We start from the raw sequence: 22,192 nt of genomic DNA on the forward strand, positions 1-22,192 counted from the left end.
GAATGGGCCGCAATGCTTGAAGCTGCGGCTGGTGAGCCAGACGGTGGTGTTGATCGCGTTCTTAATCAGGACGAAATCGACAGTCTCCTCGGTTTTGATGCGAGTGCGGGCAGTGATGTTGAGCTGACAGGCGTTCAGGCGCTTATCAATTCGGCTCTGGTCTCCTACGAGCGCCTGCCGATGCTTGAAATCGTCTTCGATCGCCTTGTGCGCTTGTCGACGACTTCGCTGCGCAACTTTACGTCTGACAACGTTGAAGTGACCATGGACTCGATCTCGTCCGTGCGCTTCGGCGACTATCTGAACTCCATTCCGCTGCCGGCCATTTTGTCGGTCATCAAAGCGGAAGAGTGGGAAAATTATGGCCTGCTAACGGTCGACTCCAACCTCATCTATTCGATGATTGATGTGTTGTTGGGCGGGCGTCGTGTAGGTGGCAATATCCGTGTTGAGGGGCGGCCTTATACAACGATCGAACTGGCGTTGGCGCGCCGGATGATCGAGGTCATTCTTGAAGATACGCATCGCGCTTTTGAGCCGGTAACGCAGGTGAATTTTAAGCTTGAGCGCATGGAGACCAATCCGCGCTTTGCTGCGATTTCCCGTCCGGCCAATGCGGCCATTCTGATCGAACTTCGTATCGAGATGGATGATCGCGGCGGTAAGGTTGAAATCCTGCTGCCATACGCGACCATCGAGCCTATCCGTGATCAGCTGTTGCAGATGTTCATGGGTGAAAAATTCGGCCGCGATCCGATCTGGGAAGGTCACCTCGCGTCAGAGATTTATCAGGCCGATGTTGAAGTGGAGGCGGTGCTGCATGAGCAGAGACTACCGCTTGCCAAGGTTCTCAACATCAAGCCTGGCCATACATTGATGTTTGACCGCACGCCGAGCGACCCGATCCGGTTGCGTTGTGGTGATGTCGAACTCACCGAAGCCATCATGGGGCATATCGGTAACCAAGTATCGGTGCGCGTCGCGCGCCCGTTAAATCCGCCAAAGGTCACCATGGCCGCCTTTGAAGCTATTGACGAGAAGATGGAGCAGCGCTGATGTTCGGCCTACCACTGGGTGTGATCGTTGAAGGGTCTGTCGCTGTACTTTTGCTGCTGACGATCGGTTACTGTGTCGTTCTGAACCAGCGCCTGAAGCGTTTGCATCAGGATCGTGACGCGCTTCGTCAAATGGTTGCAGATCTTGTTGCTGCGACCAATCTCGCCAATCAGGCAATTAAAGAGCTGAAGGGTACTGCGGTTGAGGCTGACAACCAGCTTTCCTCGCGTCTGCAGGAAGCTGAGCGTTTTGGCATCGAACTGGCGAACCACGTTAATGCCGGTAATGTTCTCATGGAGCGCATTGCCCGTATCACAAGTGTTGCTCGCAATGCTCAGGCTGAAGAGCCTTCTGTGCAGGTTGAGCAGCCCGTGGCCAACAAGGTGCAGTCGGCACTTGATCAACTGCAGGCTCGCGTTCGTAACCGTGGAGTCGCTGCGTGACTAAAATCCGCCTTCTCCCAGTTGTTATTGTTTCAATCTCGGCGCTTCTGGTCTTCAAGACTATTGGGCTTGTAAGCTCAGGCGGCTACGTCTTGACTGGAGTGTCGGGGGTGGCTGCAGCTGATGGTGAAGGCGCGTCTACCGCGCTTGGAACAACCTTGGCCGATCAGACTGTTACCCTCTCTGATCAGCCGACGATTGACGATATGTCGCCGACTCTCGCTGACGGTGCTCCAACTATGGCTCCGTCGGGCACTCCTACCGGCGAAGCTGCGGTTACCGATCTTACCTTGTCGAACCCAGTCGCCTTGGATAACGCATGTGCTCCAGTTCCGGCAGATGGGTCCGAAGACGCGGCTCCTGGTGCTTTGCTAGTGATTTCGGCAGATTGCCCGCCAATGCTTGATGCAAAGGCGCAGTTGTTAACGCCAACTGGTGCCGTGCCGCTGGTTGATGGCGGTGTACAGAGCACCGAAGGCGTGATCACTGAGCGTTTGACCGAGCGTCGCACCGAGCTCCATACTTATGAGCAAGAGCTCGCTATGCGTGCGGCACTTGTTGAAGCAGCTGAAAAGCGCATTGAAGAGCGTCAGCAGACCTTGCAGTCCATCGAGACCCAAATCTCGTCCTTGGTGGAAGAGCGCAAGGCTATGGAAGAAGGTCAGTTCGGCGCCCTTGTCGCGATGTACGGCACCATGAAGCCGAAGGACGCTGCAGCAATCTTTGATGAGCTGGATATGGAAGTCCTGTTCCGAGTGGCGAAGATGATGACGCCGCGTAAGATGGCTCCCATTATGGCGGCGATGACGACTGCGCGTGCTCAAGAGCTGACCGTGCGCATGGCGACGGATACCACTGAGCCGGCAGAACAGATGTCAGTCGACGATCTGGCCGCTTTACCACAGATTGTTGGTCAATAGCTGTGAATGGCTTAGGCTGCTGTTAAGTAGCGCTAGGTAGATATAACAGGCCCGTCGTGTATGCGGCGGGTCAGTTATGGAAAGCCTCGCGTTCATGAGGTGCCTGGCAGTAGCCTTGTTCATGAACGCGTTTTGGCGTCGGACGGGCAGAAGGCCGGTGAAGAGCGCTATTAAGAAGAGTCCCAAGGGGACGAAGTACCTCCTTTTAGCTACTGTGGCCTTAAGCTGCCAAATGGTAGCTTCTTCCGCATGGGCCCAAGAAAAGGGGCAGTTATTCGCCACTGAAGAAGATGGCTTTGCCCGCCTCATACTCAGCTTTCCAAACTTGGATGCATTGCCTGCATACTCGATGAAAATCGATAATGGCGTGCTCTCGATTCAGTTTGAAGAACAGGTCGATTTAGTGCTGCCCGATGTCGGCACCACTATGCCAAACTACCTTTCTGTGGCGCGGGTCGATCCCGACCGACGCGGTCTTCGAGTTGGACTAAAAAATACCTACAACTTCAATCATATAGAAGCAGGCGAGAAGCTTTTCGTCGATCTCATGCCGTCCAGTTGGCAGGGGATGCCGCCACCACTCCCGCAAGAGATTGTGGATGAGTTGGCCGAGCGCGCCCGCCAGGCTGCGATTAAGGCCGAACAAGACCGTAAGGCCCGCATGGCTGCGGAGCTAAATCCAACCGCTAAAGTGCGCATTGGTACTGCCGCTACCTTTACACGTATTCAATTCGACTGGTCCGTGCCCACTGACGCTAACTTCGTTCAGAAGGGCGAGCTGGGCGCTATCAATTTTGAATGGCCAGTTGAGATCGATGTTTCTCAAATTATCGACCAACTCCCCGAGCAGCTGGCCTCGATTGCTACGGGCTATTCGCTTGACGGTTCGGTCGCGTCACTCCGTTTCGCCGAAGGTGTTGAGCCTCGGTTCTATGCCATTTCGTCCAGCCAGTATGTCTTGGATATCGACACGGGTGGTATTGATCTTCCTGCGTTAACGGCGACCGCGCTCGCCGATGAGGCGGCAAAAAATGCGCAGGCAGAGGCGGAGGCGTCACGTCCGCCAGAGCCTACTATCTCGGCTTTGCAGGCAACTCCGGCCGAGACGATCACGCCTTATGTCAACGTGCTGGGCAACACGGTACGCGTCGTCTTTCCGTTTGAGAGAGATATTCCGGCGGCGGTATTCCGTCGCGGCGACAGTGTGTGGCTCATATTTGATACCGTCTCGGGCATCGGTACGCCGGCGTACTCTTCTGACCTCGAGGCTATTACTGACGACTATGCTGTGTTGACATCTGGTGACACGCAAATCGTCCGATTGGATCTTTCCCAGGAGCGCCTCGCGACTATCGGCTCGGAAGGCATGGCATGGGTACTGTCGCTTGGTGACATGATGCTGAGCCCGACTGAGCCAATGGCACTCAGTCGTCGTCGCGACGATATTGGATCGTTCGAGATGGTGGCTGATATCGCGCGCCCGGGACGTATCCACCAGTTTCAAGATCCGATTGTGGGCGATACCCTGTCCGTCGTTACGGCCTATCCACCTGCGCGCGGTTTAACGCGCACACTGGACTATGTTGATTTCACTGCACTGCGCAGTGTGCATGGTCTGGTCGTCAAGCCGAAGTCATCCACTGTGACGGTTGCGCTTGAGGATAGTTATGCGGTTGTCTCCGAGGCGACTGGATTGACCGTTTCGGCGCTTGATACGCTCCGGAATATCGGAACGTCCAGCGAAGTCATGGACCGCAGTGGGTTTATCGATTTCGGTACGCTCGAACATAAAGATCCCTTCGTGTTCACCGAGCAGCGCGATCGACTGGAAATGGCTGCGGCATTGACGCAGGGCGCGGAGCGTGACGCGGCGCGTCTTAACCTCTCCCAGTATTACATCGCCAACCAGTTCGCGGAGGAGGCTCTAGGGGTCATCCGTCTGCTTGAAGAGGAACAGGTCGACGAGGCGTTGACCCGCGAGATGCGGACGACGGCTGCTGTAGCGAACATCCTTGCTGAACGCTCGCTCGACGCGCTCAACGTTCTAAATTCGCCGTCGCTCGACCAAGATATCGACGCCAAGTTCTGGCGCACGATCGCGCGAGCGAATGCGGGTGATTTCCGTGGCGCGCGTTCCGATGCACTTGATGCTCAAGCCGTGCAGCAGAATTATCCCGAGTGGGCTCGCCGCGAGTTTCAATTGGCGACGGCACGCGCTGCGGTAGAGGCAGAAGACCCTGTGCTCGCAGAATCTGTGCTGGATGATTTGAACTTTGCGCTGCTGCCTGAACAGATGGCGTCTAATTATCTCATCGCCACTGCGCGCATGGCAGAGCTTAAGAACCGCCCTGACGAAGCACTCGACATCTACGGTCAAGTCATTGCTTCGGAAGTGCGTCCGAGCCGTGCGGAAGCTGTATATCGCACGCTTCTATTGCTGGATAAGCAGGGGCGGCTGGACCTTGCAAAGGCAACGGAAACGCTCTCGTCGGAGATCATGCTTTGGCGTGGCGACAGGCTAGAGGCGGACATGCAGGCGCTGCTTGCAAGCTTGTATTTCCGCAACGGGGATTATCGCCTTGGTTTCGAGGCGGTGCGCAATGCGATCTCGCATTACAACGAGAGTCCAACGCTTAACGCGCTACGCGACGAAGCGCAGGAGACGTTCAGCGATCTCTATCTCAATGGTGTGGCCGACTCCATCGGCCCGATCGAAGCGCTGAGCATATACTACGACTTCCAGCACCTGACGCCGCCAGGCGCGCGAGGTGACGAAATGATCCGCAATCTGGCGCGTCGTCTCGTGCGGGTGGATTTGCTTCCCCAGGCAGCCGAACTCTTGCGGTATCAGCTGGATAATCGCCTGCGTGGGGCAGCGCGTGCTCAACTGGGCACGGACCTTGCTGTGATTTATCTGGCGGACCGTCGTCCACAGGATGCCATGCGCGTATTGAACGATACGCGTTTGCCAGATCTGCCCGATAGCTTGCAGCGCCAGCGCCGCATTCTGGAAGCGCGTGCTATGATCGATGCTGGGCGCGATGTGCTGGCGCTCGATCTTGTCCGCATGCTGAGTGGCAAGGATGTGGACATGCTCCGCATCGACGCGCATTGGAAAGCGAAGCGTTATTCGCAGGCCGGCGAAATGATTGAGGCAATTTACGGTAATCGCCCCGAAGGCACTCCGCTCGATGCGGCCGCGCGTTTGAACCTTGTGAAGGCTGGTGTTGGCTATGTTTTGGCCAATGATAAGTATGGTGCATCGCGCTTGCGCACAAAGTTCAGCGATGAAATGGTCGGTGCTCCAGAGTGGGCAATGTTTGATTATGTCACTGGCCCGATCCAAGCGAGCTCGATGGAGTTCAAGAAGGTTGCGGCCGAGATTGCTGCGATTGATAGTCTCACAGCTTTCCTCACTTCTTACCACGAAACCTATGGCGGGGAGGGGGCATTGACGCCTGCCAGCCCGAGTAAGGTGGAAGCGGGAATGGCTTCGCGTTAAACGCGCACCTTGATCCAATAACGCCGCGGCCTCACTGGAGGCCGCGGCGTTTTCATTTTGAGCGCATAGTTAGGCTTTTAGGGCAGCGGGCACGTGCCTCCCATTGATGTGCTCCAACATGATCAGATAAGGCCCCGACCAGCTCTACGGCGGTGACCGAGCCGTCGGTTGTCTGACACAGCAAAAAAAAACGCCGCGGCTTTCAGTGAAGCCGCGGCGTTACAAACTCCAAGGTTTGGCTTGGCTATGTGCCAAAACTTCGAACAAGTGACCCGGCAACGAGATACCAGCCGTCGACCAGGACGAAGAAAATGAGTTTGAAGGGGAGTGAGATCGTCACCGGCGGTAACATCATCATACCCATGCTCATCAGAACAGAAGCGACCACCATGTCGATGATGACGAAGGGCAGGAAGAGTAGGAAGCCGATTTCAAATGCCCGCCGCAACTCAGAAATCATAAACGCTGGCACGAGCAGATGCAGCGGAATTTCTTCTACGGTTTCAGGGACTTCGGCTGACGTTAGGTCGTAAAATAGAGAGAGGTCCTTGTCGCGCACGTTGAAGCGCATGAACTCGTGGAGCGGTGCTGCACTTCTCTCGAAGGCTTCGGCGACCTCAATATCTCCGGCCATCAGCGGCGCTATGCCCTGGTCGTAAGACTGCTGCAGCGTTGGCTGCATGATGAAAAGTGTCAAAAAGAGCGCCAGCGAGATCATCACTGAGTTCGGCGGCGCAGTCTGTAGGCCAATGGCTGTGCGGAGAAGGGAAAGTACCACAACGATGCGCGTGAAACTCGTCACCATGACGAGGATCGAGGGCGCTAGCGATAGCAGTGTGATCATGCCGATCAACTGCACGGCGCGTTCCGTGAGGGTCGTTTCGTCCCCGAAGTCTATAGAGACGTCTTGAGCGTAGCCTGTGGATGTCGCGGCAACTAAAAAGCTGCCAGCGAGGATCACTGGCAGCCAGATTTTCCATCCCCAGCTGCGTGCTGGTTTAGCTGCGATTTGCATCTTTTTTAGTGTCATTATCAAGCGACGCATTCCCGCCCAAATCGGTGTCAGCGCCCTCTTTATCTGAGTCGACAGGCTTAACGGTCGAATAATCCGACGTTTGCGACGCGGAATCTTCGTCTCCCTTGCGGACAGGACGCAAAAGACCGGTGTGGCGCAGCGATACGTGACCCTTCCTGTCCGATGGGTGACCTGCACGTTGCAACTGCTCAAGTACAGTGCCTGGCGCAGCCGTCACAACAGGCTCCGGAGAATCGGTATGCGCGACGTCCGTCGGTGTTGTTGGTTGGGCAGGGGGGGGCATTCGGCGCCCGGCTGAAGGTGACAAGCCGCGTCGCGAAGGGACCGCGACTGGGTGTTCAGGCGCCGAAAAACCCGCTTCTACGACGATGTCCTGGGTGCCACCAATGAGGATGAGATGCTCGACATCGTCACGGCGCACAATGAGCAATTGTCTTTTCTGATCAACATTTAACGTGTCGATGACGGCGAGTCGCTTGTTGCGACCGCGTACTGCTTTGCCTGATGCATTGCTGATGAACTTGAGTAGCCAGCTTACCAGCAGAATAAGGACGAGGACGATGGCAAGCGCGAGCACGGCGGTAACCACCGTATTGCCGCTGCCTCCGAAGAGGCTGGTGATAAACTGCAAGGTCGAAACTCCCATTTTGTCAGGCACGTAAGGCGATAGTCCGATTTGTATTTAAGGGCAAGATCGGCCTTTTGATGGGTAATTATTGCCGCATATTGCTGTCAGCAAAGCATTTTGCGACTAAAATTAACCATTTGTTAACCCTAAAATCGGCAAGAATTGCCCATTAACAACTGCGGAGTCGGGAAATGGGACTGATGGACATGCCGGTGTTTTCAGCACTGACCGATAAAATGCGTTGGCATCAAAGCCGACAAGGATTGCTCGCAGAGAACGTCGCGAATGCCGAAACACCCGGTTATCGCGGTCGAGATCTTGCGCAGTATGACTTTGCTAAAAGAGCAAAGCAAATGAGTTCAGCTTCGATCTCCACGATCGCAACCCAGCCTATGCACATCGTTGCATCTTCAGAAGGCGGTCAGTTCGCAGCCCAGCGAATGGCAAACTTCGAAGTCACACCCGAGGGCAATGGGATCACGCTCGAGGATGAGATGATGAAAGTAACAACCAACATGATGGACTACCAAGCGGCGACGTCGCTGTATCAGAAGTCGGTCCGTATCCTGCGCGTGGCGCTGGGTAAGAACGTTTGAGGTAGATCATGGATTTTAATTCATCACTCAAGATCGCCGCTACTGGACTGCATGCTCAGACAGCGCGCATGCGCGTCATAGCAGAGAATATCGCCAATGCGGACTCGGCTGGCAAAGCGCCGGGTGAGGACCCCTATCGTCGGCGGATCCCAACATTCCACGCTAGCTTTGATGCTGAAGTGGGCGGACGCATCGTCGAGGTTGGCCGGTTGGCGTTGGACCAATCCGACTTCATTCCACGCTACGAGCCAAGTCACCCTGCTGCAGATGAGAGTGGCTACGTTCAATATCCAAACGTGAACAGCATTATTGAGACCGCGGACATGAGGCAGGCGCAGCGTAGCTACGAAGCCAATCTCAACGTTGTCACGGTCACACGTCAGATGCTCGGGCGCACGCTCGACATTCTTGGCGGTTAATAACCCTTTTTATTGGAGCTTTTGTTATGGCACTTACTACCCCACTAAATGCCGCAACTAGCGCTTATACCAACGCTAGCCGTCTCGTTAATATGCAGCCGCTGCCGATGACCGATCTGCAGGCGAACCTCGGTCCGAGTAACGACTTTGCGTCCATGCTGGCGAGCAATGTTCAGAGCGTGCTCGACAAAGGTCAGACTTCGGATGCACTGGCCATTGATATGGTCAATGGCAAGGCGAATGTCATCGATATGGTGACTGCGCTTTCTGAAACCGAAATGGCTATTGAAAGCATGGTCACCCTTCGGGATCGTGTGATTTCCGCCTACGAAGAAATCATGCGGATGTCGATTTAAGACTAAGTTTTGGGGAGCCCGGCCAAATTCAGAGCCGGGCTACCCCGAATTGCGCTACCCTAACGGCCTGATTCCACCGGAACCCTGTCATGTCTGGCGCAGAAACACTCGATATTGCTCAACAAGCGATTTGGGCTTTGCTCATCGTATCGCTACCATTGATGCTTGTTGGCCTTGCCGTCGGTGTTGTCATCGCGCTTTTCCAGGCGCTAACGCAAATCCAAGAACAAACGCTCGTCTTCGTGCCGAAGGTGGTGGCGATGTTCCTTACCATGTTGCTGATCCTGCCCTTTATGGGGGCGACCCTGTCGGGCTTTATGGATAAAGTCGTCGACATGATTATCGTCGGGTTCTGAGGTGACGGTCAGCCTAAATTGGCTGCCAGATGTGGCCTTTGCGTTCATGGTCTTGTTCGCACGCATTGGCGCGTTGCTGATGCTGATGCCCGCCCTCGGAGAGAAGACTATTCCGATGCGGCTTCGCTTGTGCTTTGCGCTAGCGTTTACGTTTGTGGTTTTTCCCCTTCTTAGTCCCCTCATTCCCGCTATGCCGACAGACTTAGGCGCTGTCGTTGGCCTGTTGCTGCATGAACTAGCTATTGGGCTGATCATCGGCGGGATTATTCGTATCACCACAATGGCAACCCTCGTGGCAGGGACCATTGTGGCGTTCCAAACGGGTCTATCGGGTGCGCTCGGAGCTGACCCCGGCCAAGCTGGTGCGCAAAGCGCCGTGTTTGCGAATTTTCTGTCTTTTTTGGGTTTGGCGCTCATCTTTTCGACAGACCTGCACCATCTGGCTCTTGCCGCGATTTATGACAGCTACGGGGTCTTCTCCATATCGGCCCCGATGATGTTTGAAGACTTTATGCAGCTTGCACTGCAAACCGTGGCGAGTGCTTTCGCTGTCGGCGTACAGATGGCAGCGCCGTTCATCGTTTTCGGCCTGGTCTTTAACCTTGGTTCGGGCATCCTCGCGCGTCTCATGCCTGCGTTACAGGTGTATTTTGTGCTTATGCCAGCCAATATCTTGGTCGGCATCCTGCTCCTCTTCCTTCTCCTCTCGATGATGCTGGGCTGGTATCTTACCGCCTTCGAAGAGCATCTGACGATGTGGCGAGGCTAAGAGATGTCAGACGAGGATAAAGACTCCAAAACTGAAGACCCCTCCCAGAAAAAGCTCGATGACGCCCACAAAAAGGGTGATGTCGCGAAAAGCCAAGAGGTTACCTCCTGGTTTATGCTGATAGGCATCACCGGTGTTTTCGCCTCGGTCTCGCCTTGGGCTGCGAGCGAACTCAACACGTCGCTCAGTCTTGTCCTGATGAATGTTGATCAGATCGACATCAGTGCTGCTGGCTTTTCTGATTTCATCAGTCGCTTGGTTTACTCTGTCCTCGGGGTCATGTTGATCCCGCTTATCATTCTGTTTGCCTGCGGCGTGCTGGCGAATTTGGTACAGCACAAGCCGGTTTGGTCCGCACAGCCCATCACGCCCAAGCTATCCAAAATTTCTCCCTTAGCAGGGGCAAAGCGCCTGTTCTCTTCTGAAGCTCTGGTGAACTTCGGCAAGGGGCTTCTTAAAATCATCATCGTTGGCGCCGTCGTTGTTGCAGTGTGTTGGCCGGAACGCGACCGACTGGACACGATGATGACCGCTGATCCGCTCGTTATGCTCTTGGATTTTCAAGAGCTCGGCGTGAAAATCCTCGGCGCAGTTCTGATTGTCGTGACGATTATCGCTGGAGCGGACTACTTCTACGTTCGTCAGAAGTGGTGGAAGCGTCAGATGATGTCCGTTCAGGAAACGCGCGAAGAGTATAAGCAGCAGGAAGGCGATCCGCATGTGAAGGGACGCCTGCGTCAGCTGCGGCAAGAACGGTCTCGTAAGCGCATGATGGCGCAGGTCCCTAATTCTACCGTGGTTATCGCAAACCCCACGCACTTTGCGGTGGCGCTAAAATACGATGCTAAGATGGCTGCGCCAATTTGCGTCGCCAAGGGCGTCGATGCCGTTGCTCTGCGCATTCGCGCTTTGGCCGAAGATAGTGACGTGCCTGTGGTTGAAAACCCACCCCTCGCTCGCGCGCTCTATGCCACTGTGGATCTTGATGAAACCATTCCAATCGAGCACTTCAAGGCTGTTGCTGAAGTCATCGGTTTCGTGATGGGCCTGAAAAATCGGCGTGGAGGTTGGCGTCCGACGCGGTAGATTGACTATGAAGATTAACTCCTTCGGGCTCCCAACACCGGCCCCCATTTGCTAATCCTTTTTTAATTGTCTCGATTCGGGACGTTGGAGCACGTAATTATGGCAAGGACGCCGCTCGGCGAGCATAGCTATCCCGAACCCGTCCTCGACGCTGCGCGTGGCGGCACGGGATTGTGGCGCGTTATACTACTCGGCGCGGCGCTGATTGCGGCGGCGGTTGTGTTTTCTCTCTTCGGAGATCGCATATCGCCCGAGATCGTGATGAGTTTCGTTGGGCTGCTAGCTGTAGCGGGTGTGTTTTTCCTGTTCGGGCTTGCGGCCAATCTCTTCCGCTTCGCCTCAACCGAAGAACGCCGTACCGTCAATCATGCTCTGGTCGATAGCATGCCCTTTGGTGTGCTGATTGCTGACCGTGATGGCAAGATTTCATACGTGAACCACCATTACGGCAGCTTTCCCGGCGGCGTCACCAATGGGGTCCCTGTTGGCGTACCGCGCCTTTTTGCGGGATATGCCGATGCGAGCGAGGCGGTTTACCGACTGTCGCGCGCTGCCAAGGAAGGCCGAAATGCCATTGAAGACATTCGAATTCCGGGCGGCCTTGGGGGGTCTCAAGCCGAAGCCAATCGCGTTTTCTGGTATCGCGTCGCGGTGCGTCCGCTCCCCGCTAGCGACGAAACGACCAAGCCTCTAGTCACTTGGTCGGTCGAAGACATTACGCGTGATCGCGAAAACAACGAGACGGCGTTCCGCGATCTGCAGCGCGCAATCGACTATCTTGATCACTCGCCTTCGGGTTTCTTCTCTGCAGATGCCCAGGGCCGTATCCAGTATCTCAATTCGACGTTGGCGGATTGGCTGGGTTATGATTTGGCCGAGTTTAATGTCGGCCAATTGGCGCTATCGGACATTGTCCGTGGCGATGGTGCGTCACTGCTGATGCGTGGTCGTGGCGATGGCGAAATTCGCACGGAGATCATCGACATCGATTTCGTGCGCCGCAATGGTACGACATTGCCTGTGCGTCTGTTGCACCGTGCAGCGCGCTTGGCCGATGGCGAACTCGGCGAAACCCGCACGTTGGTCCTCGATCGCTCCAGTGCCCCAGACAATGAAGAAGCGCTACGTGCCGCTGAAGTGCGCTTCTCGCGCTTCTTCAACGATACGCCATTCGCGATTGCGACGCTTGATGGGGAAGGGCGGATTGTCCGTACTAATGCCCCGTTTAGCCGTATCTTCCAGTGGTCAGGGGAAGCGCAAAGTCTGGAACTGCATCCAGTCGTGGACTTGGTCGATGGCTCCAGCCGCGACAAGCTGGTGAAGGCCATTGCTGACGCTATGTCGGGGCGGTCGGCTGTCGAGCCTGTAGATGCGACGCTTAATATGGAAGGCGATCACGCGGTTCGCCTTTATATCTCGGCGTCGGAACTCAGTGCTGGTTCGCCTGAACAGGTAAATGTCTACGCGCTTGATATGACGGATCAGCGCAAGCTCGAAGCGCAGTTTGCGCAGAGCCAGAAGATGCAAGCGATTGGTCAGTTGGCAGGCGGCATTGCCCACGATTTCAACAATCTCCTCACAGCCATTATCGGCTTCTCCGATCTCCTCTTGCTTAAGCACAAGTTGGGCGATCCGTCCTTTAATGAGCTGATGCAGATCAAGCAGAACGCTAACCGCGCGGCCGGTCTTACCCGGCAGCTCTTGGCTTTCTCGCGCCGCCAGACCCTGCGGCCACAAGTACTTGAACTGCCGCTGATCGTTGATGATTTGACGGTGCTGTTGAAGCGCATGATTGGCGAAAAGAACCAGCTGGCCGTTGATCACGGCCGTGATATTTGGCCGGTTCGCGCTGACGTGGTGCAGCTAGAGCAGGTTATCATCAACCTCGTCGTTAACGCCCGTGACGCTATGCCAAATGGTGGCTCGATCACCATTCGCACTAGCAATGTGGGCGAGATCGACGTTGTTTCCATGCGTCATGAAGGGATGCCAGCAGCCGATTACGTGCTCATCGAGGTGGAAGATACCGGTACCGGTATGAGCCCGGAGATCTTGCAGAAGATTTTCGATCCTTTCTTCACCACCAAGGAATTGGGCAAAGGCACCGGGCTTGGCCTGTCGACCGTTTACGGCATCGTCAAACAGACCGAAGGTTTTATCTATCCGGTTTCAACTGTCGGCGTGGGCACAACTTTCAAGATCTTCCTGCCGCGTCATGTACCGACGATTGAAGAAGTGCAGAAGGCAGCTATTGCGGCTGCCGTGCCAGCAAAGGACCTTACCGGTCACGAGCGTATTCTGCTCGTGGAAGACGAAGAAAGCGTCCGTGCCTTCTCCGCTCGCGCGCTGCGCGCCACCGGCTATGAAGTGCTCGAAGCCGATAGCGGTGAAGAGGCGATCTGGGTACTCGAAGATCACAACTATGAGGTCGATCTGATCATCTCTGATGTGGTGATGCCGGAAATGGACGGTCCGACTATGCTCAAATCGATCCGTGGTAAGATCAAGAATCTGAAGATCATCTTCGTCTCTGGCTATGCTGAGGAAAGCGTACGACGCGATATTGAGGACGATCAGAGCGTCGACTTCCTGCCTAAGCCTTATTCGCTCGACGACATCAATTCTAAGGTCAAGGAAGTCCTGCAGCGCCAGGACAAGCCGAATTGATCTGTGTTGTCTGAACAAAAAAAGCCCGCTTCACGAGAAGCGGGCTTTTTATTGCGCGGGTGTGGGGATCAGTAGAGCCCCAAAACTTTCACGTCCTTGTCGGCATCGATAGCAACTCCATTGCGGAGCGGTAAGCCAAACTGGGTCTCTTCGATTTCGAAGACGTCGCCGGGTTGGGTCAAAATCCCATCAGCGAAGCTAAGCGTTGCTGTCCCAAACATATGCACATGCACATCGCCTGGCTGGCAGAACAGATCGTATTTGAAGTGGTGGTATTCTAGATTGGCTATGGTGTGGCTCATATTGTCCTCGCCGGAGAGGAACGGTTTTTGCCATAGCACTTCGCCATTACGCAGGATGCGCGAGGTGCCCTCCACGTGCTTCGGTAAATCACCGACACGGATTTCAGGGCCAAATGAACACCAGCGCAGTTTCGAATGTGCGAGGTACAAATAGTTGATGCGCTCGGTGACATGGTCAGAAAACTCATTGGCCACAGCAAAGCCGATGCGGCGCGGATTGCCATCCGCATCGATCACGTAAATGCCGGCCATCTCCGGCTCTTCACCAGCGTCGAGGGCAAAGCTTGGGGACGGGATTGGCTGGCCGGGCCTCGCAACGATATTGCCATTGCCCTTGTAGAACCACTCCGGCTGGACGCCACGCTCACCGTCTTTCGGTTTGCCGTTCTCAAGTCCCATACGGAACATTTTCATGCTGTCGGTCAGCTCTTCGACAGGCTTTGAACCATTTGCCTTGTGCATAGCGTCGCGGGTTGCTGCCGAACCAAGGTGGGTTAGGCCCGTTCCGGTAACATGCAAATGGGCGGCATCGGGGTGGTCAATGGGCGAAAGCAAGCGTCCTGCGGCGGCGAGTTCTGCCTTGTCGACAGTCTCACCAAGACCCACAGCCTTCACCACTGCAGGGATGCCACCTTCGGTCAAAAAAGCCTTCTGCGCCAAAGCGTAGACGCTCGTGATCTCGTTGAGGCGTCTCGTGACGCCCTCGAGCGTTACGCCCACCGCGCGCGTGTTGTTGTCGTCCAAATATTGTATGAGATGCATATCAGTCCTCGGCTGCGCTTCCCCTGAGCGGGGGCATAAAACCCAAGCTTTTGGCAGCTGTCTAGCCATAAATCATACTTTTTAAAGTGACGCGACAGGCGCAGCAGAATCGCGGCAATTGGGCCCTGAACAGGCTGTCTTTCAAAAGTCTGGCTTTGTTCTCATTTTCGGCCTTGACTGAACGGGTACAAAATGAGAACAAATGCGATACAGATATCGCACATTGGCTAGATCCTCTCGTTGCAGTGACTTCGAGAGCGTGAAATAAGGAGACAGCATTATGGCAGCTTCGTCGCTTCGCGTTGTTGAAGGTGGATCTATGGACAAGGACAAGGCTCTTGCGGCCGCGCTGAGCCAAATCGAACGTAATTTCGGTAAAGGCTCAATCATGCGCTTGGGTGAAAACCAGGCGATTGAAGTTGAAGCTATTTCAACCGGTTCGCTGGGTCTCGACATCGCGCTGGGCATTGGTGGTCTGCCAAAGGGCCGTATTGTCGAGATTTTTGGTCCGGAAAGCTCCGGTAAGACTACATTGGCGCTGCATGTTATCGCGGAGGCCCAGCGTAAGGGCGGAATCTGCGCGTTTGTGGACGCCGAGCACGCACTTGATCCGGTCTACGCTCGTAAGCTTGGCGTGAATATCGACGACCTGTTGATTTCGCAGCCGGATACTGGCGAGCAGGCGCTTGAAATCACGGACACCTTGGTGCGCTCGGGCGCGATCGACGTGCTCGTCATCGACTCGGTTGCGGCTCTCACCCCTCGCGCTGAACTTGAGGGCGAAATGGGCGATAGCCTGCCGGGCCAGCAGGCGCGTCTGATGAGCCAGGCCATGCGTAAGCTGACCTCGTCGATTTCGAAGTCGAAGTGTCTGGTCATCTTCATCAACCAGATCCGTATGAAGATCGGTGTGATGTATGGTTCGCCAGAAACCACCACAGGCGGTAACGCGCTAAAGTTCTATGCGTCGGTTCGCTTGGACATCCGTCGTATCGGTGCTCTCAAGGATCGCGAAGAGATCGTTGGTAACCAGACCCGCGTCAAGGTGGTCAAGAACAAGCTTGCACCGCCGTTCCGTCAGGTTGAATTCGACATCATGTATGGCGAAGGCATTTCCAAGACTGGTGAATTGCTCGATCTGGGTGTGAAGTCCGGCATCGTCGATAAGGCGGGCGCTTGGTTCTCTTGGGAAAGTCAGCGTCTGGGGCAGGGGCGTGAAAATGCCCGACAGTTCCTCAAGGATAATCCAGAAGTCGCCAACACCATCGAACAGGGTGTGCGCGAAAGCTCCGGCCTCCTCGGTGAAGTGCTCTTGGTGGCGGCCGGCGAAGACGACGCAGGTAGCGAAGACTAAGATTGAAATGGATTGCACTACCCCCGCTTCGGCGGGGGTTTTTGTTTTCCGGGGGGACGCTTTAGGTCAAATAATTGACAAAGCCGTCACAGCGCTTGGGGCAAATGCGCCACTTGCTGAAAACTCGCCGGTTTTTCCCCGTCCAACGCTGGACACACAACGAGCCATCACGATAAATAGCCCCCAAATTTTCCTACTCGGGCGTCACTGCGCCCGCTCGCCATGAAAGCCTGTGTATGACCAGCGTAAACGATCTTCGTTCGAGCTTTGTCGACTACTTTGCACGCAATGGCCACGAAGCCGTTGCCTCGAGCCCGCTCGTCCCGCGCAATGACCCGACGTTGATGTTTACCAATGCGGGCATGGTCCAGTTCAAGAACGTCTTCACCGGCGTTGAAAAGCGTCCTTACTCGACCGCAACGACGGCGCAGAAGTGCGTACGCGCTGGCGGTAAGCACAACGATCTGGACAATGTGGGCTTTACCGCTCGCCACCACACTTTCTTTGAAATGCTCGGCAACTTCTCGTTTGGCGATTATTTCAAGTCGGACGCGATTGAACTGGCCTGGAACCTCCTCACCAAGGACTGGGCTCTTCCAAAAGACAAGCTGATGGTCACCGTCTATCAGGACGATGATGAGGCTATGGAGCTTTGGAAGAAGATTGCTGGTCTTTCTGAAGATCGCATTGTTCGCCTCGGCGCCAAGTCCAACTTCTGGCAGATGGGCGATACCGGCCCTTGCGGTCCGTGCTCGGAAATCTTCTATGACCACGGCGATAAGGTCTGGGGCGGCCCTCCGGGTTCTCCTGATGAAGATGGCGATCGTTGGATCGAAATCTGGAACCTTGTTTTCATGCAGTTCGAACAGCATGCCGATGGTTCGCGTACTGGCCTGCCACGCCCGTCCATCGATACCGGCATGGGTCTTGAACGTATCGCTGCAGTGATGCAGGGGGTTCACAACAATTACGATATCGACCTGTTCAAGGCGCTGATCTCGTCTGCCGCTCACGCAACCAATTCCGACATCAACGGTCCGGGCAATCGCTCGCTGCGCGTAATTGCCGACCACTTGCGTTCGATGAGCTTCCTCATTGCTGAGGGCGTTCTGCCATCCAACGAAGGCCGTGGCTATGTTTTGCGCCGCATCATGCGCCGTGCGATGCGTCATGCGACCCTTCTGGGTGCTAACGAGCCAGTGATCCACAAGTTGGTTCCAACTCTCGTGCGCGAAATGGGTCAGGCGTATCCAGAACTAAGTCGTGGCGAAGCTATGATCGCGGAAACCGTCCGTCTTGAAGAAGGCCGCTTCCTCAAGACCCTTGGCCGTGGCCTGCAGATTCTCGAAGCCGAAACCGCTTCGCTGGGCGAAGGCGACGTTCTCGCTGGCGCGACCGCGTTCAAGCTCTACGACACCTACGGGTTCCCACTCGATCTGACCGAAGACGCACTGCGTTCGCGTTCGATCACTGTTGACCAAGCAGGCTTTGATGCCGCTATGGCGCAGCAGAAGGCTGAAGCGCGCAAGAACTGGGCTGGTTCGGGCGAAGCGGGCACCGACACCGTTTGGTTCGGTCTTGCGGACAAGCTCGGCCCGACCGAATTCCTCGGCTACGAAACCGAAACCGCTGAAGCTGAGATCAATGTCATCTTGGTCGATGGCAAGGAAGTCACTCAACTCTCCGCTGGTCAGGACGGCATTGTCGTCGTCAATCAGACACCGTTCTATGGCGAAAGCGGCGGTCAGGTCGGCGATAGCGGCGTGATCAAGGCTGATGGCGTTACTGCCATTGTCACCGATACCAACAAGTATCAGGGCGTCTTCGCGCACCGTGTCTCCGTCAAGGAGGGGGCGCTGAAGGTCGGTCAGGCTGTTGAGCTGGTTGTCGATCACACACGTCGTTCGGCGATCCGTTCGAACCACTCCGCGACCCACTTGCTGCACGAAGCGCTCCGCCTCGTTCTCGGTGATCACGTTGCGCAGAAGGGCTCGATGGTTTCGGCCGATCGTCTGCGCTTTGACTTCGTCCACACCAAGCCAATGACCCCACAGGAATTGGCAGAAGTTGAAGACATCGCCAACGCGATCATTCTCCAGAACACCCCAGTTGAAACACGCCTAATGGGCGTGGAAGAAGCCAAGGAATCTGGCGCGCGTGCTTTGTTCGGCGAAAAGTATGGCGACGAAGTTCGCGTTGTTTCAATGGGTGAGCCAACCGGTAACAGTGTTGGCTGGTCCGTTGAACTGTGTGGCGGTACGCATGTGAAGCGTACTGGCGATATCGGTCTGGTGTCGATTGTGTCGGAAGGCGCAGTTGCTGCTGGTGTCCGTCGCGTTGAAGCACTCACCGGCACATCAGCTCGTCATCGTGGCAACACCAATATCCAGCTGGTTTCCTCGGCGGCCGGTCTCCTGCGTTCGGGAACCCACGAGGTTCTTGATCGCATTGAAGCGCTGCAGAACCAGCTTAAGAGTGCTGAAAAGGCTCTTGCTGATGCCCGTCAGAAGTTGGCGCTCGGCGGCAGCGGCGAGGGTGGCGGCGCGACGGAAACAGTCAACGGCGTGACCTTCGTTGGTCGCGTGGTTGAAGGCATTGCGGCTAAAGACATCAAGTCGGTCGTTGACGCTGAGAAGAAGCGTATTGGTTCCGGCGTCGTTGTCGTTGTCCTCAAGGGTGAAGACGGCAAGGGCACTGTGGCTATTGGCGTCAGCGACGACCTTACCGCCAAGTACGCAGCAGGCACACTGATCAAGTCCGCTACAGTTGCTCTCGGCGGTCAGGGCGGTGGCGGTCGTCCAGATATGGCTCAGGGTGGTGGTCCAGACGCCTCCAAGGCTGAAGACGCTGTGGCAGCGATCCGCGCGCTGCTCTAAGCGCGTCCGCTCGATATACAAAAGCCCCGTCGTGAGACGGGGCTTTTTTTATGGCTATTGGCCGGTACGAAAGAAGAAGATGCGGGGCTTCCAGCGGATCGGTCTGCGGTCGCTGATGACGTTGAGTAGGCCTGCAATCACCACGATCACCATGCCGATAATAGCGACCCAATCCGGGTATTCGCCAAAGAAGAGTGCCCCAAATAGGATAGCCCAGATGAGCTGGCTGTATTGGACAGGGGCCACGATGTTTGCGGGTGTGACCTTCGTGGCTGCAATGACAAGTAGCCCGCCGAGCCCTCCGAGCAGGCCAATGCTGAGGAAGATCAGCATCTGTTCCCACGTTGGTATGACGAAGGTTGGGATCATCAACAAGCCATTGATGATCGCCGAATAGAGCACTTGCAGCCCGACAATGCTAACGCGCCGCTCGCGGGGCGCCACATGGCGCAGAATGATGGTGGTGATCGAGCCAAGGAAGGCGCCGAACATCATAATGTAGTGGCCGGGTAGGACTTCACGCACGCCCGGGCGGATGACCAATACAACACCCAAGAAACACAGGACCAGCAGCAGCCAGCGCTGGATGGTGACGTGTTCCTTGAGAAACACCACTGAAAGTACGGTGACGAATACAGGTGTGGTGAAGCCGATCGCATAGACGTCGGCAAAGGGAATATGCGTGAAAGCGTAGACTACGCAGGCGCTCCCCGTAATTGCCGTCGCGCAGCGGAGGTGCAAGAGCCAAGGGTGGTGGAGCTTGTATATGTCGCGAAAACGCTCGCCGTCTTTGCGGAGCATCAAAGGGATGATGGAGAATATGGCCGTAAAAAACGCGACTTCAAAGACAGATATGCCAGAGCCGATCACTTTGATCAGAGCGTCGCTCATAGAGAAAACGGCGTAGGCGACAAACGCAAGTAGGACGCCGATAGGCATCAGGATCACTCAGTGAAAAAGGGAGATTCGTTAGGAGAAACTACCATACGAGCGAAATCTTACTCCGTCACTCACGGAGTGCGCCGCTTTGTATGAATTTTCAAGAAGGTGATGAAGACAGGGGGTGGTTACGTCGCTTCAGGATGTGAAAATTATTAAACGACAGTTGTTTAATTTCTTCGTCGTTGGTTTGGCTCAATTCCAAATTGCATTTGTGCGTTACTTTATTGGCCTCTGTTATGGGTTAGTTTGACTTGTGATGGCGTGATCTATTGCTATCAGTTTAGTTGTTTGCCTATTTTCGTCTCTGGGTGCGAAGCATAGTGCAGGGCTGGTTTCGGTTCTGCCTCGTGAGGAGAGCCTAGATTGAACTTGATTAAACTCTTTTCCGGAGCTTGCGTCGCTCTGGCTATGGTTGTTCCGGTAACGTCCGCGGAACAGGCCATTATTGTTTTGGACGGGTCCGGATCAATGTGGGCCCAAGTCGATGGAACGCCCAGAATTGGCATTGCTCGCGATACGTTGAGCGAAGTGCTGTCCACCCTGCCGAGTGAATTAGAGCTCGGTCTTATGGCCTATGGTCACCGCGAAAAGGGAAACTGCGGCGATATCGAGTTGCTGGTGGCGCCTGCGTCTGGGACAGCTGCGGCAATCAATGCAGCTGCAGCGAAAATAAACCCTAAGGGCATGACGCCACTCAGTGATGCTGTGCGTTTGGCGGCGGAGGAACTGCGCTACACAGAGGATGCCGCAACGGTCATTCTCATTACTGACGGGTTGGAGACTTGCGAGGTTGATCCCTGTGCGCTGGGCAATGAGTTAGAAGCGCAAGGCGTCAATTTCACCACCCACGTTCTGGGTTTTGGTTTGACAGATGAGGAAGGGCGACAAGTCGCCTGCCTCGCGGAGAACACCGGCGGCAAGTATTTCTCGGCTGATGATGGGGCAGGGCTGGTTGATGCGCTCGGCACCGCCGTAGCCGAAGTCGCCCAAGCTCCAGAACCCGAACCAGCACCTGAACCTGCCCCAGTGGAACATGAGTTTAATCTGGTGCCGCAGGCCGTATTGGCCGAGGGCGTGCCTTATCATAATGAATTGGGCCAATTGGTCTGGGAGGTGCACGCAGTCGCTGCAACCGGTGTCGGTGAGCGTTTGCAAACCGAATATGACTCAGGGGCCAAGTTCAACGTTGAGCCCGGTGATTACTATCTGCGCGCCACTTTGGGCGGGGCGACGGTCGAGCAGAAAATCAGTGTCGGCGACGGTGAGTTGGCCGAACCGGTGGTCAATCTGAATGCCGGTTTGGTGAAGGTCCGAGCCGTAACCTCGGAAGGTGAGACGCCCAATAGCAATACCCAGATCCGCATCTCCTATGGTGATGACAGGTCTATTGAGTTCGGCGAAGGCATTTTCCGGCTTCCAGCAGGACCGCTGGAGATGGAGGTGACCCATGACACCGTCACCTATACCGAAGAGTTTTCTCTCACTGCGGGTGAAATATTAGAGAAGGACATCAATCTCCACGCGGGCTTTATGGAGGCGACGGCGATCTATGCCGAAGGCGTGGATGTGACCAGCAATCAGCTGCGGTATGGTTTGATGTCGGCCCGTAAATCCATCGACGGACGCCGTGAAGAAATCGACGTGGAATACGATACGTCGGCTAAATTTTACGCAGCGCCAGGGGATTATATCCTCAAAACTGACTTTGAAGCTGTCAGCGTTGAGACCCCTATTACCATAGTCGATGGTGAGCGGCTGGACCTTGTGGTCAATCTCAATGCCGGGGTTGCGGCTTTCACTGCGCCGGGCGTAGAGCGCATGGCCATTTATGAAGCCGGGCTAGGTATCGATGGCACGCGCCGTGAGGTCACTACCAAGTATGACGTCGAATGGCAGTACGCTTTTGCCGAGGGCGACTATGTTGCCGTGGGGCAGTTTGCCGACGACGTAGAATATGAGGTGCCGTTCACGGTTATCGCTGGTGAGCGTGTGGAGGTGGAAGTGTCTGAAGCTGCCGCCGCTGCTGCCGGTATCGCCGCTGATCAGCCAGCGTCGTCTGCCCCTGCCGCTGAGCCTACAGAGGGCAAGAAAAAGACGAAATAGAGTGGTCGGTTTCAATCTG

The 22,192-nt window shown here is 55.5% G+C and carries 18 protein-coding genes; 14 read left to right on the plus strand and 4 right to left on the minus strand.

The genetic code is table 11. The features are described from left to right. Window positions 1-12 precede the first annotated feature (12 nt). The 4 genes from fliM to JHC09_RS04420 all read left to right on the plus strand — a co-directional run bounded on the left by fliM (window position 13) and on the right by JHC09_RS04420 (window position 5,921). A complete protein-coding gene (gene fliM, locus JHC09_RS04405) occupies window positions 13-1,056 on the plus strand; it encodes a flagellar motor switch protein FliM (protein ID WP_248305977.1) in 1,044 nt (347 codons plus the stop codon). After that, window positions 1,056-1,499, plus strand: a complete 444-nt coding sequence (locus JHC09_RS04410) for a DUF6468 domain-containing protein (RefSeq protein ID WP_169195246.1) — start codon at window positions 1,056-1,058, stop codon at window positions 1,497-1,499. Before fliM ends, JHC09_RS04410 begins: the two co-directional genes overlap by 1 nt. Then, window positions 1,496-2,419 carry a hypothetical protein gene (locus JHC09_RS04415; protein ID WP_199530965.1) on the plus strand — a complete coding sequence of 308 codons (924 nt, stop codon included), beginning with the start codon at window positions 1,496-1,498 and terminating at the stop codon, window positions 2,417-2,419. Before JHC09_RS04410 ends, JHC09_RS04415 begins: the two co-directional genes overlap by 4 nt. Before the next feature lie 232 nt (window positions 2,420-2,651). Further along, window positions 2,652-5,921: a hypothetical protein gene (locus JHC09_RS04420; RefSeq protein ID WP_199530966.1), complete on the plus strand. Its 3,270-nt coding sequence runs from the start codon at window positions 2,652-2,654 to the stop codon at window positions 5,919-5,921. A 244-nt stretch (window positions 5,922-6,165) separates the two neighbouring features. On the opposite strand, the gene fliP is transcribed toward JHC09_RS04420, so the two are convergent. Then, a complete protein-coding gene (gene fliP / locus JHC09_RS04425; RefSeq protein WP_248308877.1) occupies window positions 6,166-6,951 on the minus strand; it encodes a flagellar type III secretion system pore protein FliP in 786 nt (261 codons plus the stop codon). After that, complete coding sequence (locus JHC09_RS04430; RefSeq protein WP_248308878.1) at window positions 6,920-7,588, minus strand: flagellar biosynthetic protein FliO; 669 nt, start codon at window positions 7,586-7,588, stop codon at window positions 6,920-6,922. The genes fliP and JHC09_RS04430 overlap by 32 nt, the downstream gene beginning before the upstream one ends. 188 nt (window positions 7,589-7,776) lie before the next feature. Here JHC09_RS04430 and flgB point away from each other — a divergent pair, with 188 nt between their 5' ends. The 7 genes from flgB (at window position 7,777) to JHC09_RS04465 (ending at window position 13,834) form a co-directional block, all read left to right on the plus strand. Then, window positions 7,777-8,181 (plus strand): flagellar basal body rod protein FlgB, encoded by a 405-nt coding sequence (flgB, locus tag JHC09_RS04435; RefSeq protein WP_169195250.1) that lies wholly within the window; start codon window positions 7,777-7,779, stop codon window positions 8,179-8,181. 8 nt (window positions 8,182-8,189) lie between these two features. Further along, window positions 8,190-8,600, plus strand: a complete 411-nt coding sequence (gene flgC / locus JHC09_RS04440; RefSeq protein ID WP_169195251.1) for a flagellar basal body rod protein FlgC — start codon at window positions 8,190-8,192, stop codon at window positions 8,598-8,600. 26 nt (window positions 8,601-8,626) lie between these two features. Then, complete coding sequence (locus JHC09_RS04445) at window positions 8,627-8,956, plus strand: flagellar hook-basal body complex protein FliE (protein ID WP_199530967.1); 330 nt, start codon at window positions 8,627-8,629, stop codon at window positions 8,954-8,956. 89 nt (window positions 8,957-9,045) lie between these two features. Beyond that, the gene (fliQ, locus tag JHC09_RS04450; RefSeq protein ID WP_199530968.1) at window positions 9,046-9,312 is read left to right on the plus strand and encodes a flagellar biosynthesis protein FliQ; all 267 of its coding nucleotides are present in this window, start codon (window positions 9,046-9,048) and stop codon (window positions 9,310-9,312) included. 1 nt (window position 9,313) lies between these two features. Further along, entirely contained in the window at window positions 9,314-10,081 is a 768-nt protein-coding gene (fliR, locus tag JHC09_RS04455; protein WP_349236510.1) for a flagellar biosynthetic protein FliR, read from the plus strand. 3 nt (window positions 10,082-10,084) lie between these two features. Continuing rightward, complete coding sequence (gene flhB / locus JHC09_RS04460) at window positions 10,085-11,167, plus strand: flagellar biosynthesis protein FlhB (RefSeq protein WP_199530969.1); 1,083 nt, start codon at window positions 10,085-10,087, stop codon at window positions 11,165-11,167. 99 nt (window positions 11,168-11,266) lie between these two features. Beyond that, entirely contained in the window at window positions 11,267-13,834 is a 2,568-nt protein-coding gene (locus JHC09_RS04465; RefSeq protein WP_199530970.1) for a cell cycle histidine kinase CckA, read from the plus strand. A 68-nt stretch (window positions 13,835-13,902) separates the two neighbouring features. Here JHC09_RS04465 and araD1 read toward each other — a convergent pair whose 3' ends face one another. Beyond that, window positions 13,903-14,898 (minus strand): AraD1 family protein, encoded by a 996-nt coding sequence (araD1, locus tag JHC09_RS04470; protein WP_199530971.1) that lies wholly within the window; start codon window positions 14,896-14,898, stop codon window positions 13,903-13,905. 280 nt (window positions 14,899-15,178) lie between these two features. On the opposite strand from araD1, the gene recA reads away from it, so the two are divergent. Both recA and alaS read left to right on the plus strand, forming a co-directional pair. Next, window positions 15,179-16,252 (plus strand): recombinase RecA, encoded by a 1,074-nt coding sequence (gene recA, locus JHC09_RS04475; protein ID WP_169195257.1) that lies wholly within the window; start codon window positions 15,179-15,181, stop codon window positions 16,250-16,252. A 236-nt stretch (window positions 16,253-16,488) separates the two neighbouring features. Continuing rightward, window positions 16,489-19,128 (plus strand): alanine--tRNA ligase, encoded by a 2,640-nt coding sequence (gene alaS, locus JHC09_RS04480; RefSeq protein WP_199530972.1) that lies wholly within the window; start codon window positions 16,489-16,491, stop codon window positions 19,126-19,128. 54 nt (window positions 19,129-19,182) lie between these two features. Here alaS and JHC09_RS04485 read toward each other — a convergent pair whose 3' ends face one another. Further along, window positions 19,183-20,067: a DMT family transporter gene (locus JHC09_RS04485; RefSeq protein ID WP_199530973.1), complete on the minus strand. Its 885-nt coding sequence runs from the start codon at window positions 20,065-20,067 to the stop codon at window positions 19,183-19,185. 366 nt (window positions 20,068-20,433) lie between these two features. On the opposite strand from JHC09_RS04485, the gene JHC09_RS04490 reads away from it, so the two are divergent. Then, complete coding sequence (locus JHC09_RS04490) at window positions 20,434-22,173, plus strand: VWA domain-containing protein (RefSeq protein ID WP_199530974.1); 1,740 nt, start codon at window positions 20,434-20,436, stop codon at window positions 22,171-22,173. The last annotated feature ends 19 nt before the right edge of the window (window positions 22,174-22,192 follow it).

This window comes from Devosia sp. MC532 (assembly GCF_016461625.1).
GTDB lineage: Bacteria > Pseudomonadota > Alphaproteobacteria > Rhizobiales > Devosiaceae > Devosia.

Bases quoted from the DNA above. Each gene is read 5' to 3' on its own strand.
- fliM (WP_248305977.1), top strand. From the start codon at position 13: ATGCTTGAAGCTGCGGCTGGTGAGCCAGACGGTGGTGTTGATCGCGTT.
- JHC09_RS04410 (WP_169195246.1), top strand. From the start codon at position 1,056: ATGTTCGGCCTACCACTGGGTGTGATCGTTGAAGGGTCTGTCGCTGTA.
- JHC09_RS04420 (WP_199530966.1), top strand. From the start codon at position 2,652: ATGGTAGCTTCTTCCGCATGGGCCCAAGAAAAGGGGCAGTTATTCGCC.
- fliP (WP_248308877.1), bottom strand. From the start codon at position 6,951: ATGACACTAAAAAAGATGCAAATCGCAGCTAAACCAGCACGCAGCTGG.
- flgB (WP_169195250.1), top strand. From the start codon at position 7,777: ATGGGACTGATGGACATGCCGGTGTTTTCAGCACTGACCGATAAAATG.
- flgC (WP_169195251.1), top strand. From the start codon at position 8,190: ATGGATTTTAATTCATCACTCAAGATCGCCGCTACTGGACTGCATGCT.
- JHC09_RS04445 (WP_199530967.1), top strand. From the start codon at position 8,627: ATGGCACTTACTACCCCACTAAATGCCGCAACTAGCGCTTATACCAAC.
- fliQ (WP_199530968.1), top strand. From the start codon at position 9,046: ATGTCTGGCGCAGAAACACTCGATATTGCTCAACAAGCGATTTGGGCT.
- flhB (WP_199530969.1), top strand. From the start codon at position 10,085: ATGTCAGACGAGGATAAAGACTCCAAAACTGAAGACCCCTCCCAGAAA.
- JHC09_RS04465 (WP_199530970.1), top strand. From the start codon at position 11,267: ATGGCAAGGACGCCGCTCGGCGAGCATAGCTATCCCGAACCCGTCCTC.
- araD1 (WP_199530971.1), bottom strand. From the start codon at position 14,898: ATGCATCTCATACAATATTTGGACGACAACAACACGCGCGCGGTGGGC.
- recA (WP_169195257.1), top strand. From the start codon at position 15,179: ATGGCAGCTTCGTCGCTTCGCGTTGTTGAAGGTGGATCTATGGACAAG.
- alaS (WP_199530972.1), top strand. From the start codon at position 16,489: ATGACCAGCGTAAACGATCTTCGTTCGAGCTTTGTCGACTACTTTGCA.
- JHC09_RS04485 (WP_199530973.1), bottom strand. From the start codon at position 20,067: ATGCCTATCGGCGTCCTACTTGCGTTTGTCGCCTACGCCGTTTTCTCT.